Origin of the sequence: Bacillus sp. UNC69MF (assembly GCF_000746035.1) — a bacterium.
Taxonomy (GTDB): domain Bacteria; phylum Bacillota; class Bacilli; order Bacillales; family Bacillaceae; genus Bacillus; species Bacillus velezensis.
Genome location: NZ_JQKM01000004.1, coordinates 68371 through 86105, shown reverse-complemented (window position 1 = coordinate 86105; position 17735 = coordinate 68371). Strand labels below are relative to the sequence as shown.

14 protein-coding genes are annotated in these 17735 nt (G+C 46.9%); 10 read left to right on the top strand and 4 right to left on the bottom strand.

Annotated elements, in window-relative coordinates; translation table 11 throughout:
* The first annotated feature begins 259 nt into the window (after positions 1-259).
* From BR62_RS0105115 to BR62_RS0105085, 7 genes are all read left to right on the top strand, one after another.
* On the top strand, positions 260-1501 hold the full coding sequence (locus BR62_RS0105115) for a C40 family peptidase (protein ID WP_032869970.1): 1242 nt from the start codon (positions 260-262) through the stop codon (positions 1499-1501).
* An 82-nt stretch (positions 1502-1583) separates the two neighbouring features.
* Positions 1584-2174 carry a superoxide dismutase family protein gene (locus BR62_RS0105110; protein ID WP_007407968.1) on the top strand — a complete coding sequence of 197 codons (591 nt, stop codon included), beginning with the start codon at positions 1584-1586 and terminating at the stop codon, positions 2172-2174.
* Positions 2175-2251: 77 nt separating this feature from the next.
* Positions 2252-3142 (top strand): AAA family ATPase, encoded by an 891-nt coding sequence (locus BR62_RS0105105; protein WP_032869968.1) that lies wholly within the window; start codon positions 2252-2254, stop codon positions 3140-3142.
* Between the two features lie 10 nt (positions 3143-3152).
* Entirely contained in the window at positions 3153-5069 is a 1917-nt protein-coding gene (locus BR62_RS0105100; RefSeq protein ID WP_032869966.1) for a vWA domain-containing protein, read from the top strand.
* Between the two features lie 227 nt (positions 5070-5296).
* Positions 5297-8131, top strand: coding sequence for a 2-oxoglutarate dehydrogenase E1 component (gene sucA, locus BR62_RS0105095; protein ID WP_032866239.1), 2835 nt, complete (start codon positions 5297-5299; stop codon positions 8129-8131).
* 15 nt (positions 8132-8146) lie between these two features.
* Positions 8147-9394 (top strand): 2-oxoglutarate dehydrogenase complex dihydrolipoyllysine-residue succinyltransferase, encoded by a 1248-nt coding sequence (gene odhB, locus BR62_RS0105090; RefSeq protein ID WP_003153764.1) that lies wholly within the window; start codon positions 8147-8149, stop codon positions 9392-9394.
* A 73-nt stretch (positions 9395-9467) separates the two neighbouring features.
* The gene (locus tag BR62_RS0105085; protein ID WP_007407973.1) at positions 9468-10214 is read left to right on the top strand and encodes an MBL fold metallo-hydrolase; all 747 of its coding nucleotides are present in this window, start codon (positions 9468-9470) and stop codon (positions 10212-10214) included.
* Between the two features lie 27 nt (positions 10215-10241).
* Here BR62_RS0105085 and BR62_RS0105080 read toward each other — a convergent pair whose 3' ends face one another.
* A complete protein-coding gene (locus BR62_RS0105080) occupies positions 10242-11213 on the bottom strand; it encodes a bile acid:sodium symporter family transporter (protein ID WP_032866238.1) in 972 nt (323 codons plus the stop codon).
* 203 nt (positions 11214-11416) lie between these two features.
* On the opposite strand from BR62_RS0105080, the gene BR62_RS0105075 reads away from it, so the two are divergent.
* Complete coding sequence (locus BR62_RS0105075) at positions 11417-12754, top strand: sodium-dependent transporter (RefSeq protein WP_032866237.1); 1338 nt, start codon at positions 11417-11419, stop codon at positions 12752-12754.
* 39 nt (positions 12755-12793) lie between these two features.
* Here the strand turns inward: BR62_RS0105075 and BR62_RS0105070 are convergent, their stop codons facing one another.
* From BR62_RS0105070 to BR62_RS0105060, 3 genes are all read right to left on the bottom strand, one after another.
* Positions 12794-13639, bottom strand: a complete 846-nt coding sequence (locus tag BR62_RS0105070; protein ID WP_007407976.1) for a superoxide dismutase — start codon at positions 13637-13639, stop codon at positions 12794-12796.
* Complete coding sequence (locus BR62_RS0105065) at positions 13636-15519, bottom strand: terpene cyclase/mutase family protein (RefSeq protein ID WP_007407977.1); 1884 nt, start codon at positions 15517-15519, stop codon at positions 13636-13638. Before BR62_RS0105065 ends, BR62_RS0105070 begins: the two co-directional genes overlap by 4 nt.
* A 95-nt stretch (positions 15520-15614) precedes the next feature.
* A complete protein-coding gene (locus tag BR62_RS0105060; protein ID WP_032869964.1) occupies positions 15615-17102 on the bottom strand; it encodes an aldehyde dehydrogenase family protein in 1488 nt (495 codons plus the stop codon).
* A 183-nt stretch (positions 17103-17285) separates the two neighbouring features.
* On the opposite strand from BR62_RS0105060, the gene BR62_RS0105055 reads away from it, so the two are divergent.
* Both BR62_RS0105055 and BR62_RS19480 read left to right on the top strand, forming a co-directional pair.
* Positions 17286-17489, top strand: coding sequence for a DUF6501 family protein (locus tag BR62_RS0105055; protein WP_007407979.1), 204 nt, complete (start codon positions 17286-17288; stop codon positions 17487-17489).
* A gap of 65 nt (positions 17490-17554) precedes the next feature.
* Positions 17555-17695: a DUF4025 domain-containing protein gene (locus BR62_RS19480; protein ID WP_003153781.1), complete on the top strand. Its 141-nt coding sequence runs from the start codon at positions 17555-17557 to the stop codon at positions 17693-17695.
* Positions 17696-17735 lie beyond the last annotated feature (40 nt).

Sequence of the window (17735 nt, the reverse complement as noted above, 5' to 3'; positions counted from 1 at the left end):
TTTTCACGCCGTAAAGAGAATTGTATGAAAAACAGACAAGAAAGGTGGAATGTCGCGGAAAAAAGCCATGTTATGAAAATGATTCCAAAGTCTTTTGTGAAATGTTCTCAATTTATGTAAAATGTGTGGCATTGGTGATGATCTAAGGCCAAATGAATCGGAATTAATGTCGACTTCTGAATGAATCCTGCATAACAGGCGGCGTCCAAAGAAAAGGAACGTCCCTTTCAGCAATGATAAATAGGAGGTTTTTCGTTATATGAAGAAAAAAATCGCAGCCGGACTGGCTGTATCTGCAGTAATGACTTCAACCTTCGCCGTGCATCCCGCTGAAGCAAAAACCATTCAAGTAAAAAGCGGCGACTCTCTTTGGAAGCTTTCCCGGCAATATCATACAAGTATTTCAGCCCTGCAGGCGGAAAATAAACTGAAATCAACGATACTCCACCCAGGACAGCGGCTGCACATTCCCGACGGCAGCGGCACACATAAAACGGGGCAAAAGGGAAAACGAAGCACGGGTGCCTACACAGTTACATACGGAGACTCGTTATGGGTGATCGCAAAAAAATACAAAATGAGCGTTTCTGAGCTGAGAAGCCTGAACCGTTTGAGTTCAGATGTCATCTATCCCGGCCAGAAACTGAAAATTAAAGGGTCTGCCGGCGGCACGGACGGAGGCGGCAGACAGACAAAGCCTGATAAAGGCGCATCAGGGACTTACACTGTGAAGCCGGGTGACTCGCTGTGGAAAATCGCCAATCAAACCGGCATCACCATCGCCGAACTGAAAAAGCTGAATCAATTAACATCAGACATGCTGTATCCGAATCAAGTGTTAAAGATCAAAGGTTCTTCACATAACGGAAACAGCGGCACAACACCGCCATCTCATTCAAATCCTTCTGAGAAGCCATCCACTTACAAAGTAAAAGCAGGCGATTCCCTCTGGAAAATTGCTAATCGGTTCGGCATCACCGCTCAGCTCATCAGAGAAAAAAATAAATTGACAACTGATGTGCTTCAAATCGGACAAGTTCTGGTGATTAACGGAACGGGAAAAACAGAAGATCCTGTGCGGCAGCCGGATAACAAACCGGCAAAACCAAACAAGCCGAATACTCCCGAACCTCCGGTGACAGGGTCAAAGATTGACAGAATGATAGGCGAGGCGAAAAAACATGTCGGCGTGCCTTACCGCTGGGGAGGCAATACGCCTGCGGGCTTCGATTGCAGCGGTTACATCTATTACCTTTTAAATAAGGTAAGCTCTGTTTCCCGTCTGAGCACGGCCGGATATTGGAATACGATGAAACATATCAGCCAGCCGTCAGCAGGCGACTTTGTCTTCTTTACGACATATAAAGCGGGCCCTTCTCATATGGGAATGTATTTAGGCGGAGGAGATTTTATTCACGCAAGCTCCTCCGGGGTTGAAGTTTCAAACTTAAGCAATCCGTATTGGAAAAAAGCTTATTTAGGAGCGCGCAGTTATTTTTAAAAAAAGCCTTTCGGGGCTTTTTTTGTTTACCATTTTCACGTTTTGACAAGACTGATGGGTAAAAAAATAAGGGGGAGGAAGCATGAATCGTCTCTTGCTTTTTCTCATGCTCGCATCAATTACGCTTTGCGGCTGCGGGGGGAGACCCGCTCCTGTTCCGCCCAAAAAACATGGGGAAAGCCGCGCATTGGAAGCATCTGCATACCGTGAGCATGCCGGACTCATCAATCAAAACGGAAAAACGATCGGATATATCGAAGTGAGGGAATCTGATGATGAAGGGTCAGACATTCATATATCAGCGGGGCATCTGCCGCCCGGCACTTCTCTCGGGTTTCATATTTATGAAAAAGGGACATGTCAGGCACCTGATTTCGAATCAGCCGGCGGTCCGTTCAACCCTTTGAACAAAGAACACGGCTTCAACAATCCGATGGGTCATCACGCCGGGGATCTCCCCAATCTTGAAGTGGGGGCTGACGGTAAAGTGGATGTCATTATGAACGCGCCGCAAACTTCATTAAAAGAAGGGAGCAGACTCAGCCTGCTCGACCGGGACGGAAGCGCGTTCGTCATTCATGAACATACGGACGATTATTTGACAAACCCGAGCGGAAATTCCGGAGCCAGAATCGCCTGCGCTCCCCTGACAAAAAGCGCCCGCAGGGAATGAGCCCTTTTGTATTGAGTATACAAGGGCTTTTTTAGTATACTCGGTTATGGAATACAAATGGAAAGGAAACATCACCTATGACTTCAGAATTACAGCACCTATCACTTCCGGAAGATATACAAAACAAACTGCAGGCTTATCAAAATCATCCCGTTTCCCAAGAATTCCGGGATTTAATCGGATCATCAGGCTATGAGGCCGAAGATAAAGCGATTGTATTCGATGCCGTCATTGCTTTGACAATGGGAAAAAATATCTTATTAAAAGGACCGACGGGTTCAGGGAAAACAAAATTGGCGGAAACGCTTTCGAACTATTTTCATAAACCGATGCACAGCGTCAACTGCTCCGTAGACCTCGATGCAGAAGCGCTTGTCGGCTATAAAACGATTGAAAATGAACAGGGACAGGCGACAATTGAATTCGTTCCCGGACCTGTAACAACCGCAATGAACAAGGGACATTTTTTATACATTGACGAAATCAATATGGCAAAGCCTGAAACCCTTCCGATTCTAAACGGCGTGCTAGATTACAGAAAAATGATGACAAATCCCTTTACAGGAGAAGTGATTAAGGCAAGCGAAGGATTCGGTGTTATCGCCGCGATTAATGAAGGCTACGTCGGCACCGTTCCGCTGAACGAAGCCCTTAAAAACCGTTTTGTCATCATTGATGTTCCGTATATTAAAGGAAGCCTCCTGAAACAGGTGCTGACCTCTCAGTCTGTCTTAAAAGATGAGAAATTAATTGAGCGTTTTATGACGCTGTCTTCTGATTTAATCGCACAAGCGCATAACGGACAAGTGTCAGAAGAAGCGGCGTCCATCAGGGCTCTCATTGATACGTGCGACTTGGCTGCGTACATCCCGCCGAAACGGGCGATTGAAAGAGGCATCGTAGAAAAACTTGACGATGACAGGGAAAAAGCCGCTGTCAGAAATATTGCAGAAACGCTGTTCGAATGAGGGATATACAATGAAGTTTATCAAATTTAACGACAGCACGATTGATTCGTTTTTGTTCATGATGCTGACTGACCTGGCCAAAACACTGACCAGAAGCAGTGAAGTTGAAGTGGAATACGGCGTGCAGTCTTACTACAATCCCTTTGAAAAGAAAATTTACATGAGCCACTTTTGGAAAGACCGATCAGCCGGGGATATGGAAGCCGGCCTGAAAAGCGATGTCTATTTGCGCGCTGTCGGAACACGCAGCAGCTCATTTCGGGAATTTGCGGGGTTTTTAAATGACGTTCACCGGCATTTCACCCGCCAAAGCTTTGCCAAGCAGCTGTTTATGCTGCTTGAGGATATCAGAATTGAAGAGCTGACCAAAAAAGAACGGCCGGGAACGAAACGTGTTTTTCAGAAGCGGAGGGAGATGTACAGGAAATATTTCACGACGCAGCTGACATTGAATTTAGAACGGAGCATTTTCACCGACGCTTTGTATTGCGCGATGTTTGTCAAGCTGACGGCTGAGTCTCCGCTTGAAGGCATTCCTTCCATGCATGAACATATTGATATGATGATACCGTATATTGAACGTCAGCTCATCCGGGTGTATGAGGCGGATTCTACGGAACAAATCGCAAGAATAACGGAAGACCTCATGGAAGGCCTTGATGAAGTGCTTGAGAAAGATATGCTGAACACGTACTTTTTTCTGCCGGAACTTGATTACGAAAAAGCGGCTGAAGAGCCTTTATTCGAAAGTGTAAAAAAAGCGCCTTCGTTAAGTGACGATCTCACGCTCCCTGAGTCTTCCGACGGAGATGAAGAAATCTTTGAAGAGAAAATGAATACGTGGCACCGGGAAACCGAAGCGCCGGCAAAAAGTTTCCTTCAATTTGATATTGAGCACGGCGCGAAATCGGATCTTGGGAAAGACGCGGCCAGAGAAGGCGATGACGGTGACCAGGCGCTCGGCTCCGTTCAAGGTTCCGCACGTCAGACGAAAAGAGAGGATTACTCCAAACTGGAAGCGCTTGAATCCATTCAGGATGAACATGAGGGCGCGGGGCTGGCTGACGGAAAAGAAAACAAATTTGCCTTCCCGGTTTATCAAACGCCTCATAAAGCGTCTCCTGAAGAGGAGCAGTCTTATAAAGAACAGGCAAAAACGATAGAATCATATCAAAAACGCCTGAAGCAGATGATACAAAAAACACTTGAGCACAAAAAAACGCTCCCGCGGACCGACCTTCACGCAGGCCGGCTGAATCGCAAACTGATCCGCTATTTTACGGAGCGGAACCCGCGCCTTTTCTTTAAAAAGCAGGACCCGTCTTCAGACATTGACGCCGTTTTTACATTGCTTGTCGATTGTTCGGCCAGCATGTTCGACAAAATGGATGAAACAAAAAGAGGGATCGTTCTTTTTCATGAAGCCTTGAAATCAGTGTCCGTACCGCACCAGATCGTCGGATTTTGGGAGGATACAAACGAAGCGACCGAAACGAGCCAGCCGAATTTCTTCAATACCGTCATTCCGTTTGAAGAGTCGCTGCTGCAGGCGGCGGGTCCGCTGATCATGCAGCTTGCGCCTGAAGAAGATAACAGAGACGGATACGCCATCAGACAAATGACGAAACAGCTGATGCGGCGGAGTGAGTTGCAAAAATTTTTAATCGTGTTTTCAGACGGAGAGCCGGCAGCATTCGGATACGAACAAAACGGCATCGTCGATACGAGCGAGGCTGTCATCGAAGCGAGAAAAAAAGGGATAGAAGTCATAAATGTTTTTCTGTCCAATACTGCGATAGAGGAATCACAGATGAAAACCATTCAGGATATGTACGGAAAGTACAGTATTTTTGTTCCGGATGTCGATCAGCTGCCCGATGTGCTGTATCCGCTCTTGAAAAAACTGCTTCATAAAAGCATAGGATAGGCTTTTTCCTATGCTTTTTCGCTTTTTATTTTAAAATGATTTAATTTTTTCGGTATTGATCTGTTTTTTTTACTATTTTGTGAACAATCAAGGTAGAATCCAAACGCAATCAGTGGTAAAATATCCTTGGAAGCGTTTTTATTACATAATTTTGGGCACAGCGTTCAAAAGTTATTTCAAGATAGTGAATTGATCACTTGATTATCTAGGTTGGGGGTAATATTCAAATGTTTCAAAATAATATGAAACAAAGAATGAATTGGGAAGATTTTTACGGACCGAACCTCGGCTACGCACTGGAGCTGTACGACCAATATGCTGAAGATCCAGACAGCATTGATCCGGATCTGAAAGACATGTTTGACGAACTCGGCGCTCCGCCAAGCCAAATAAAAGAGGCATCGGGAACAAAGGAACAGGGACGCGTCACCGCAGATCTGATTCAAAAGATCGCAGCAGCAGTTAAACTTGCAGAAGATATTCGAACCTATGGCCATCTGAACGCTTCCGTCAATCCGCTCAGAAAGGATCCGAAAAAGAGCGAGCTCTTTCCGTTATCCGAGTACGGGCTTACAGAAGAAGAAATGAAAGCAATACCCGCGTCTGTCATCTGTAAGGACGCACCTGCCAATATAACAAACGGCTTAGAAGCCATCCAGCATTTACGCAATACCTATAAAAGAACCATCTCCTTCGAGTTTGACCATGTGCATGATTTCGAAGAGCGTGCATGGATTACAAAAATGGTCGAATCCGGAGAACTGTTCCGGAAAAATTCACCGGAAAAACTGTCAGCCGTTTTAGAAAGACTGACGGAAGTAGAAGGATTTGAACAATTTTTACACCGGACATTCGTCGGTCAGAAGCGTTTCTCAATTGAGGGATTAGACGCGCTTGTGCCGGTCCTTGACGACATTATCGCCCAGTCTGTGAAAGCGGGCACAACCAATGTCAATATCGGGATGGCGCACAGAGGCCGTTTAAATGTGCTTGCGCATGTGCTCGGCAAACCGTATGAGATTATTTTCTCAGAATTCCAGCACGCGCCGAATAAAGACCTTGTGCCGTCTGAAGGATCGACCGGCATCAGCTACGGCTGGACGGGCGATGTAAAATACCACCTCGGTGCAGACAGACAGCTTCAGGATGCTGAAACCAAAAGCGCGCGGATTACGCTTGCAAATAACCCGAGCCATTTGGAATTCATCAATCCGATTGTTGAAGGAAGCACGCGGGCGGCACAGGAAACAAGAACGCAAAAGGGGTACCCGGTTCAAGACGAAACAAAATCGCTCGCCATTTTAATTCACGGTGACGCAGCGTTTCCGGGAGAAGGCATTGTCGCCGAGACGCTGAACTTAAGCTCTCTGAAAGGCTATCAGGTCGGCGGGGCCATTCATATCATCGCCAATAATATGATCGGCTTTACAACTGAAAGCGATGAATCACGATCCACGAAATATGCCAGTGATTTGGCGAAGGGCTATGAAATTCCGATCGTTCACGTCAACGCGGATGATCCGGAAGCATGCCTGTCAGCCGTTAAATTTGCGGTTGAATACCGGAAGCGGTTCAATAAAGATTTCTTAATCGATTTAATCGGGTACAGACGGTACGGCCACAATGAAATGGATGAGCCGTCAACGACACAGCCGATGCTGTATGACGCCGTCAGAAAACACCCGACTGTCAAGCGGATCTTTGCGGAAAAACTCGTAAGTGAAGGACAGATCAGCGAGGAAAAAGCGCAAAACATCGAAACGACAGTGACAAAACGAATTGAAGACGCCTATAAAAAGGTGCCCGCCAAAAAAGAAGACGCCGTACGGGAAATTGAATTGCCGGAACCGGTGTCCAACGGTTTTCCAGACGTTGACACAGCCATTGATTTTGATGTTCTCCGCAAGCTGAACGGCGAACTTATCAACTGGCCGGAATCTTTTAACGTGTTCGGCAAGCTGAAAAGAATCCTGGAAAGACGTGCAAAAGCGTTTGATGATGACCGTAAAGTTGAATGGTCATTGGCTGAATCGCTTGCGTTTGCTTCCATTTTGAAAGACGGCACGCCGATCCGGCTGACCGGACAGGATTCAGAGCGCGGAACGTTCGCTCAAAGAAACCTTGTGCTGCATGACAGCGAAACAGGAGAAGAATTTGTTGCCCTCCATCACTTAGACGACTGCGCTGCTTCATTTACGGTGCATAACAGCCCGCTCTCTGAAGGATCGGTTCTCGGCTTTGAATATGGATACAACGTGTATTCGCCTGAAACGCTTGTGATGTGGGAGGCGCAGTACGGGGACTTTGCCAATGCGGCTCAAGTCTATTTTGATCAATTCATATCTGCAGGACGGGCAAAATGGGGACAAAAATCAGGACTGGTCATGCTGCTGCCTCACGGTTACGAAGGGCAGGGCCCTGAACACTCCAGCGGCCGCGTCGAGCGGTTCCTGCAGCTGGCGGCGGAAAACAACTGGACGGTGGCCAACCTGACAAGTGCGGCTCAGTATTTCCATATTTTAAGAAGACAAGCGAAAATGCTGCTTCGTGAGGAAATCCGCCCGCTTGTGATCATGACGCCGAAGAGCCTGCTGCGCAACCCGAATACGGTATCTGAAGTGCAGGAACTGAGCGAAAGCCGATTCAAGCCTGTCTATGAGCAGTCCGGTCTTTCCCATGCTTACGAAAAAGTGACTCGCGTCGTATTATCAAGCGGAAAAGTGTCAATTGATATCAGCGATCACTTCAACAAAATGGAAGGCGATAAGGATTGGCTTCATATTGCCAGAATCGAACAGCTGTATCCGTTCCCGGCAAAAGATACGAAGGAGCTTTTCGCCAAACTGCCGAACCTGCAAGAGATCGTTTGGGTTCAGGAAGAGCCGCAGAACATGGGGGCATGGAGTTATATCAGCCCGTATCTGACGGAAATCGCGCCAAAAGGAGTAAATGTCCAATACATCGGCCGAAGAAGACGATCCAGTCCCGCAGAAGGAGATCCGACAGTCCACAAAAAAGAACAGGAACGCATTGTATCTGATAGCTTGACTCGCAAAAACTAAGGGGGAAATGAAAAAATGGCGGAAATTAAGGTACCTGAATTAGCAGAATCAATCTCAGAAGGAACGATAGCCCAATGGTTAAAGCAGCCCGGTGATTATGTAGAACAGGGTGAGTACTTGCTTGAACTGGAGACGGACAAAGTAAATGTTGAATTGACAGCAGAAGAATCGGGTGTTCTAAAAGAGGTATTGAAAGATTCGGGTGATACCGTCCAAGTAGGAGAAATTATCGGTACTATTACAGAAGGCGCTGGCGAAAGTTCTGCACCCGCCCCTTCAGAAAGTGCTCCAGCCAATGAACAAACGAAAGAGGAAGCAAAAGCTGAACCTGCTGCACAAGAAGTCAGCCAGGAAGCACAATCAGAAGCGAAATCCAGAACGGTAGCGTCTCCGGCTGCACGCAAGCTGGCAAGGGAAAAAGGAATAGATCTATCACAAATTCCGACGGGAGACCCGCTCGGCCGCGTGCGCAAACAAGATGTGGAAGCTTATGAAAAACCGGCTTCAAAACCTGCGGCACAGCCGAAACAGCAGGCTCAAAAAACACAGCAAAGCTTTGACAAACCTGTCGAAGTGCAAAAAATGTCCCGCCGCAGACAGACGATAGCGAAACGATTGGTTGAAGTGCAGCAGACTTCTGCGATGCTGACTACATTTAACGAAGTTGACATGACGGCCGTTATGAATCTAAGAAAACGCCGTAAAGACCAATTCCTTGAGCAAAACGATGTAAAACTCGGTTTCATGTCGTTCTTTACAAAAGCCGTCGTGGCTGCATTGAAAAAATTCCCGCTCCTTAACGCTGAAATTCAAGGCGATGAGCTGATCGTGAAAAAATTCTATGACATCGGTATCGCTGTCGCGGCTGAAGAAGGGCTTGTCGTCCCAGTCGTGCGTGACGCTGACCGCCTGACGTTTGCCGGCATTGAAAGAGAGATCGGCGAACTTGCGAAGAAAGCGCGAAACAATAAATTAACATTAGGTGAGCTGCAAGGAGGCTCCTTCACGATCACAAACGGAGGTACATTCGGATCGCTTATGTCAACACCGATCCTAAACAGCCCTCAGGTTGGGATCTTAGGTATGCACAAAATTCAGCTGCGCCCAGTAGCGATTGATGCGGAGCGCTCTGAAAACCGTCCGATGATGTACATCGCTTTATCATACGATCACAGAATTGTAGATGGTAAAGAAGCGGTCGGATTCCTTGTCACCATTAAAAACCTGCTTGAAGATCCGGAACAGCTGTTGCTGGAAGGATAATTTGAGACAGACAAAAAGTACACTGCCCTTACAAGCAGTGTACTTTTTTTATTGAGAGAAGGGGAGAATTTATATGAAAAGCTGTTATCCGCTTGAGATCGAATTTGAATATAATGAAGAATTGCATTCTATCACTCCGGTTCTTCTGCAAGACGAACATGACACGATATTAATAGACTGCGGATATCCCGGTTTTACAAACCATCTTCAACATGCTGCTGCCCGGCATGGAATGTCGCTTCATTCATTGACAAAAATCATTGTAACGCATCACGACATAGACCATATCGGCTCACTCGCTGCATTATACCGTTTACATCCGGATGTCAGCGTGACAGTACATGAGCGTGAAGCGCCGTATATTGACGGCTCTAAAAAATCTTTACGGCTTGAGCAGGCTGAATCAACGTTTTGTTCATTGCCAGAGGATGCAAAGCCTTATGCAAAACAGTTCATCCGCTCGCTTCAATCAGTCGAATCGGCTCCAGTTCACCGGACAGTTACTGACGGCGAGCTGCTGCCTTGGTGCGGAGGCATTCGCGTTGTAGCCACGCCGGGTCATACACCCGGCCATATCAGTCTTTATCTGCCTGCCGAAAAAACTATGGTCACAGGTGATGCGGTCGTCATTGAAGACGGAAAGCTGAACCTTGCTAATCCCGGCTATACGTTACATATGGATGATGCGGTCCGTTCTGTGCAGCGGCTGCTCGATTATGATATCCGCCAATTGATTTGTTATCATGGAGGTTTATTTCAGGGGGATGTAAAAAAAGCGCTTTTGCGTCTGTTTCGTGATCTGCAGAATAAACAAGGATAGGAGCGGCAGCAGCCTATCCTTGTTCAGTTATGAAAACGGAATCTTTGCCGTTTCTTCTTCTTCGGCGCTGTTTTTCTCTTTTTTCTTAGACCAGTAGGTGGCAAGAACAGACCCCGACAGATTGTGCCATATGCTGAAAATTGCGCTCGGCACGGCTGACAAAGGGGAGAAATGCGCTGTCGCAAGCGCTGCGCCCAGTCCGGAGTTTTGCATTCCGACTTCGATCGCAATCGCTTTTTGTGAAGCATAATCCATTTTGAACAGCTTTGCAGTCAGGAATCCTAACAAATATCCGATTCCGTTATGTAAGATGACGACAGACACAATCAGCAGTCCTGATTGAAGCAGATGCTCACGATTTACGCTGACGACAGAGGATACAATCGCTACGATGCCGATTACCGACACAAGAGGAAGCGCGTGCACGGCTTGTCCGACCTGTTTTTTGAAGAACAGCTTCACAATCACCCCGAGGACGATCGGCAAAAGCACGGCTTGCATAATGGAAACAAACAGTGAGCCGAAAGAAACGGGGAGCCACTCTTTCGCAAACAGCATAATAAGTGCCGGCGTTACAATAGGAGCAAGCAATGTTGAGATCGTGGTGACCGCAACAGAAAGCGCCGTATTGCCTTTCGCCAAAAACGTCATGACGTTTGATGCCGTACCGCCCGGACAGCATCCGACCAGAATGACGCCCGCGGCGATTTCTGCGGGGAGGCGGAGCCCGATTGATAAACAGAAAGCCGTAAGCGGCATAATCGTAAACTGGGCAGCGACTCCGATCACGACATGCCAAGGCTTTCTGATTAATTCTTTAAAATCGTCTGCTTGAAGAGTAAGCCCCATCCCAAACATAATAATACCAAGGAAAATCGTCATATAAGAACTGATCCAAGAAAACAAATCAGGGCAGGCGAATCCTAAACCGGCAAAGACGATAACCCACAAGCCAAAGGTTTGGCCCGCAAACCCGCTTATTTTTTTCAGCCATTCCATAAACACAGCTCCTTTTACATTCAATCAATCAGTCAGAAAATATGACTGACTTTTCTGTATTCCATTATAAATAATTTTCTGAATAATTCAATATTAAATATAAGTTTTCAATAAAATTATTATGTAAACTAACATCTTCTTGACTATTCAGACATATATTCTTACAATTGATTTTTATACTGAAATGAATTGGGAGTGCTGAAGTGAAAGAAGCTAATCAATGGTCATCTAAGCTGGGATTTATTTTAGCTACGGCCGGCTCTGCAATCGGGCTCGGCGCAATATGGAAGTTCCCTTACGTAGCGGGAACCAGCGGAGGCGGCGCTTTTCTGCTTGTTTTTATTTTATTTACTGTTTTAATCGGACTGCCGCTTTTGCTTGCTGAATTTATTATCGGCAGAAAAACACAAAAAAACGCCGTTGAATCCTATAAGGCGCTCGCGCCGGGGAAAAAGTGGCACTGGATCGGATATCTCGGAATCATTACGTGTTTTATTCTATTATCCTTCTACAGCGTAGTGGGGGGATGGATATTAATCTACATTATAAAAGGCTTTACAGGCGGCTTATCGCTTTCTTCGGGATTTGATACGTTATTTATCGATACCATTTCAAATCCTTATGCAGCCGTTTTCGGCCAGCTGCTGTTTATCGTGCTGACGATTTTAGTTGTGTCAAAAGGGGTGAGCAGCGGCATTGAAAAAGTGAGCCAGGTGCTGATGCCGGCTCTGTTTATTCTGTTTATTCTCTTAATGATCCGCTCCGTTACGCTGCATGATGCAGCAAAAGGATTAAAATTCTTTTTTATGCCTGATTTTGGCGCGATGGATGCCAATACCATTTTATATGCGATGGGACAATCATTTTTCTCGTTAAGCGTCGGAGTGTCCGTAATGGTTACATACAGCGCATATTTAGAAAAAGAAGAAAATATTGTTCAATCCGCCGTATCGGTGACGGTATTAAATGTCCTTGTTGCTGTGATGGCGGGAGTGGCGATTTTTCCGGCGGTGTTTGCATTCGGCCTCAAGCCGGATCAAGGCCCGCAGCTTTTATTTAACGTGCTGCCGACCGTCTTTAACCAAATGCCGTTGGGCATCGTGTTTTTACTCGCCTTTTTGCTGCTGTTTTTATTTGCGACGCTGACATCGGCTTTTTCAATGCTTGAAATTTTAGTTGCTGTTTTGTCAAAAGGCGATTCGGCAAAACGGAAGCGGTATGCATGGATCGGGGGACTTGCTATATTTATTGTCGGGGTCCCTTCGGCGCTGTCGTACGGAATTTTGAGTGATGTTTCTATTTTTCACCGCAGTATTTTTGACGCTGCGGATTTTCTGGTCAGCAATGTCTTAATGCCGCTGGGCGCGCTTTTAATTGCCGTTTTCGTACCGCTGAAAATCCCGAAACAGATGCTGTTTGACGAACTGAAAAGCGGTTCCGGTATAAAACGAAAATGGTTTGCAGTCTGGCTCCTATTAATCCGTTATGTAGCTCCTGTAGCCATTATTATCGTTTTTCTGCACGTGCTTGGTATTTTTTAAACCAAAAGAAGCAGGCCCCCGTTCAAGACGGGGGCCTTTTTAATAAAGCGGCCATATCACGCGGTGCGCTTGCTCGAACCGTTTCTCCGCCTCCCGCCAATCAACGACATTCCACCATTGATCCACGTAAGCCGCTCGGTCGTTTTTATATTGTAAGTAATAAGCGTGTTCCCACACATCCAGCGGAAGCAAAGGAATGACGTCCCACTGGCTGTAGAGCTGATGCTTCTCAGCGGCCAAAATCTCCAGCCGCCCGGCGCGCGGCGCCCAGACTAGGATAGCCCAGCCGACTCCTTCGACTTTTTTCGCCGCTTGAGAAAATTGCTCTTTAAAAGCGGAGTAGCTTCCGAATGACACATCAATCATTTGAAAGAGCGCCCCCGTCGGCCGTCTTTTTCCGTTTGGATTCATCGAAAACCAGAAAATACTGTGCAAATAATGACCCGCGCCGTGAAACGCCAATTGCCGCCCCCAATGCGCCACTAAGTCGTACTGTTTCGTCTGTCTCGCTTTTTTGAGCTCCAGTTCTGCTTTATTCAGACCGTCAACATAGCTCTGATGGTGTTTTGTATGGTGAAGTTTCATAATCTCTCTTGAAATATACGGTTCCAGTGCGGAATAACTGTAAGGCAGTTTAGGGAGGACATGCTTGCCGATCGGCACATAAGCTCTGCGCTCATCCGGCTCTTCGGGTTCAGTAATGTCCCGGTAAAGTGCTGATGCCTGTTCGTACCATTCCGCCTCCGTTAATCCATCATCCTGAAGGGTGTGAAAAATCCGGTCGATTTGTGCCGCGAAGCGATCGAACCGACCTTGCTGAATAACTTGTTCCTTCAAGGTTTCACACCAATTCAGCATTTCGGTTTGATAAGCGTGCCGTTTCATTTTTCTTCCTCCTTTTCACTCATTTTCATAAAAGTGCTGAGCGCAAGCAAAGAAAACACATACGGGTAGCTGTGATACCTGATGTAAAACTGCTTCGGCAGGCCGATTCCGGTCGGATAGCTGAAAGCGGCTCCTTCGTAATGCCGGTTTTCAATAAGAAAAGATATGCCTTTTGTGACGGCTTGATGATGAGTTTTTTCGTATTGCAGCAAAGCTTCGGCCGCCCAAGCCGTCTGTACAAGCGTCCCGTAAGAAAGCGGAACATAGGTTTTCTCTTCTGCGCTTTTACAGGATTCCCCCCAGCTTCCGTCCTCGTTTTGAATGGACTTCAGCCAGCGGATCGCTTTTTTCACGGCCGGGTGGTTTTGGCTCACGCCGCAAGCCTTCATCCCTGTCAGCGCTGCCCATGTGCCGTAAATATAGCAGACACCCCATCTGCCGTACCACGATCCGTCCTCTTCTTGATGGCGGATCAGCCATTGGACGGCCTTTTCAATCTGAGGGTGATCAGAAGAAAGCCCCGCTTCTCCTAAACAGTGCAGCACCCGTCCGGTTAAGTCGCTTGTTGAGGGATCGATGGCAGCTTCCTCAGCCGATTCCAGCGGCAGCAGGCGGACCAGCGGATGATTGACATTTTTCTCAAAAGCAGAGAAGCCGCCGTCACTGTTTTGCATGGACAAAAGCCAGCTCAGTCCGCGTTCCCATGAGGCGGGATAAAGTTTTCGCGGAATGGCTTTGAGCACTGCGGCTGTGTCATCACAATCAGGATTATTTGTATTGATGTTTGAAAAACCCCATCCTCCCGGTTCAGCATGCGGGTTGTGAACGGCCCAATCAGCGACTTTCGTCTGCTGCCGTTCACGCAGAAACCGGGCGGCGCTGGTTATCATCTGATCGTTATCTGAGATGCCGCTTTTCATAAGCGCATAGTTGAGAAGCGCCGTATCCCAAACGGTCGACGTTGAATTTTCCAGGTACGGTATATCGCCGCAAGACGTGAGCAAAGCTTTCGTGCCGGCAAGTGCTTTTCTGATAACGGGGGAGTGGCGCGATACACCGAGAGCGAGCAGGCCGTACACCATAAAAATAGTGGCGCTCGCATAGCTGTATAATGTGCCGTCTTCTTCAATCCGGTCAAGCATATACGTTTTGGCCGTACGCAGACCGAGCTGGTGAAAAGCGGCAGGAATCTGCAAAAGCCGCTTCCAGTGCGCGAAAAGAGAAGAGAGGTCTCTGTTCTCATCCTGATCGGAACGAAGCCATGTAAACGGATTTTTAGTCATATGCCGATCTAAATGCGCGAGAGACGGAACGTTGGGATTTTTCAGCGAAAATCTTTTGTTAAGCGTCACGGCCATCGGTACAAAATGAATACGGGCGTATGTACTGAACTGGTAAAAATGCAGCGGGAAGGATGGGGGAATGACTAAGAAAGATAATGGCAGATGCAGCGCGGGCCATGGATAAAGGCCGTTTGCCGCAAGCATCCACTTTGTCATGAAGTGTACGTTGCGCAAGCCGCCATTTGAGATGATAAAGCGTTCGGCCTGAATCATATGCGCCTCAGAACGGCTATATAAACCGGAAGCCAGCAAGCCGGCATAGCCCTGTACAGTGGCGGTCACATTTCCTTTCCGGTCATCAGGATAGTTGGCAAAAGTTCCGTCCGGGCGCTGTTTAGCGCGAATGCCTTCTGCAAGCTCAGCGATCAGTTCTTTATCATTGTCTCCAAGAGAAGTGAGGAGGAGGATCAGAAAGGCGTTTGTCAAAATCGGTCCTTCAAAACAAAATGACCATGAGCCGTCCGCATTTTGCGTTTCTCTTAATAGGGAGATGGTTTTCTTTTGGCGGCTTCTGACGTTTTCATGAATTGTGCTCACACTCGCTCAACTCCTTCAGAAGCATATATATTCATATGTAAAAGGCGGCATGACAAAAGAAAGAAACTGCTGACAGGCAGCAGTTTCTTGTTTGATTAATCTTCCAGATTGATCCAGACGCTTTTCACTTCTGTATAATTATTCAGCGCGTAAGAGCCCATTTCCCGCCCGAGGCCGGATTGCTTATAGCCGCCGAAAGGAGATGCCGCATCGAAAACATTGTAGCAGTTGACCCAAATGGTGCCGGCTTGGAGACGGTCAGCAATGTAATGGGCGTTTTTCACATTCTCAGTCCAAAGTCCGGCTGCAAGGCCGTATTCCGAGCGGTTCGCCCGCTCAATGACTTCATCTACCGTATCATACGGAATGGCGGCTAAAACAGGGCCGAAAATTTCTTCTTTTGCGATGGTCATGCTGTCATCCACATCCGCAAATACAGTCGGGGAGACAAAATACCCTTCTTCAAACGGACAGCTGCCGCCCGCGACAGCTTTGGCTCCTTCCGCTTTTCCTTTTTCAATATATGAAAGCACGCGCTCATGCTGTTCCTGACTGACGAGCGGGCCGATTTGTGTATCTTGGTGAAGGCCGGCGCCTTGCTGTAGCGTTTTCGCATATGAAACCATTTCGCTGACGACCTCATCATATTTGTCTTTGTGAATGAAGACCCGGGAGCCTGCGCAGCATACCTGCCCCTGATTAAACATGACCCCGTTTAAAGCGCCGGGAATGGCTTTCTTCAAATTGGCGTCAGGCAAAATGATGTTAGGTGACTTTCCGCCAAGCTCCAGTGTCACGCGTTTAATTTTTTTTGCGGCTTTTTCCATGATTTTTTTGCCGATTTCTGTAGAACCGGTAAAAGCGAGTTTATCGACATCGTCATGGTTGGTCAGCGCTTCCCCGGCCGTCTCGCCGAACCCTGGAACAATATTGATGACGCCGTCAGGGAAGCCCGCCTGATCTATTAATTCCGCTAAATAGAGGGCGGTCAGCGGTGTCTGCTCGGCCGGTTTCAAAACGATTGTGCAGCCTGTGGCAAGGGCGGCGCCCATTTTCCACATCGCCATAAGGAGCGGGAAGTTCCAAGGGATGATCTGCCCCACGACGCCGACAGGCTCATGGCGGGTGTAATTAAAATATGAGCCGGCGACCGGAATTGTTTGTCCGGTTATCTTTGTAGACCACCCGGCATAATAACGCATATGCTCAATTGCAAGCGGGATATCCCCATTCGTCGTTTCATTAATCGGTTTTCCGTTGTCAAGTGTTTCAAGCTGCGCGAGTTCCGTTTTGTGCTCTTCCATTAAATCGGCAAGCTTATACATCAGCCTGCTTCTGGAAGCGGCCGGCATAGTGCGCCATTCGCCGTGATCAAAGGCTTTGCGTGCCGCTTTCACTGCACTGTCAATGTCTTCTGACTGTGCCTCGTAAAGCGTCATCAGCGTTTCTCCGGTTGCCGGATTCGGTGTGACAAATGTTGATCCTGAAGCGCTCGGAACAAATTTTCCGTCAATATAAAGTTTCTTCGTGCCCTGTAAAAATGTTTCCAGCCTTTTTGTGATCTGCATCGTTAAAGAACTCATTCGTAACAAACCTCCCGAAATTTTTTTATGGTCTGTTTTGAGCATCTTGATGTCCGCGCAAAGTAAGCGCATACAGTCATTCTATAATAACAGCCCCGGTAAAATCAATTGATAACCGTTATTGCAATTCACAAGAAAAAACGGCTACAATAAGCTTATCGATTAAGAAAAGGAGTTTTATAAATGATTCATAATAATTGGCAGACAAAAGAAAGCGTCAAAAAGGTCAAATGCGTACATACAGATGCGAAAAAATACATTGTCAAAAATGTGCTGACGCCGGGTAAAGAGTATGAAGTCAAAAATGAAACAGAAGAATTCATTTTTGTTGTAGACAATACAAACAAAGTCGGAGGCTTCTACAAAGAGTATTTTGAAGAAGTTTAAAGCTGAATGAATTCATTTTGCCTGAGCCATACTAAAAAAGACTACATATAAAGGGTGGCTGCAAAATGAAAAAAACAGAGCAAGACAAACAAAATAAAACATCAGATCAGCTTCAGCAAGTGCAACCAGAAGAAGGCACCGACACGACGATGGAACAAATTTCAGATACCTATAAAGAAGGAACAATTGAAGATACGGATCGTTGATGTTTTGTTGAAACCGCGGCATTGGAGAAGCCGCGGTTTT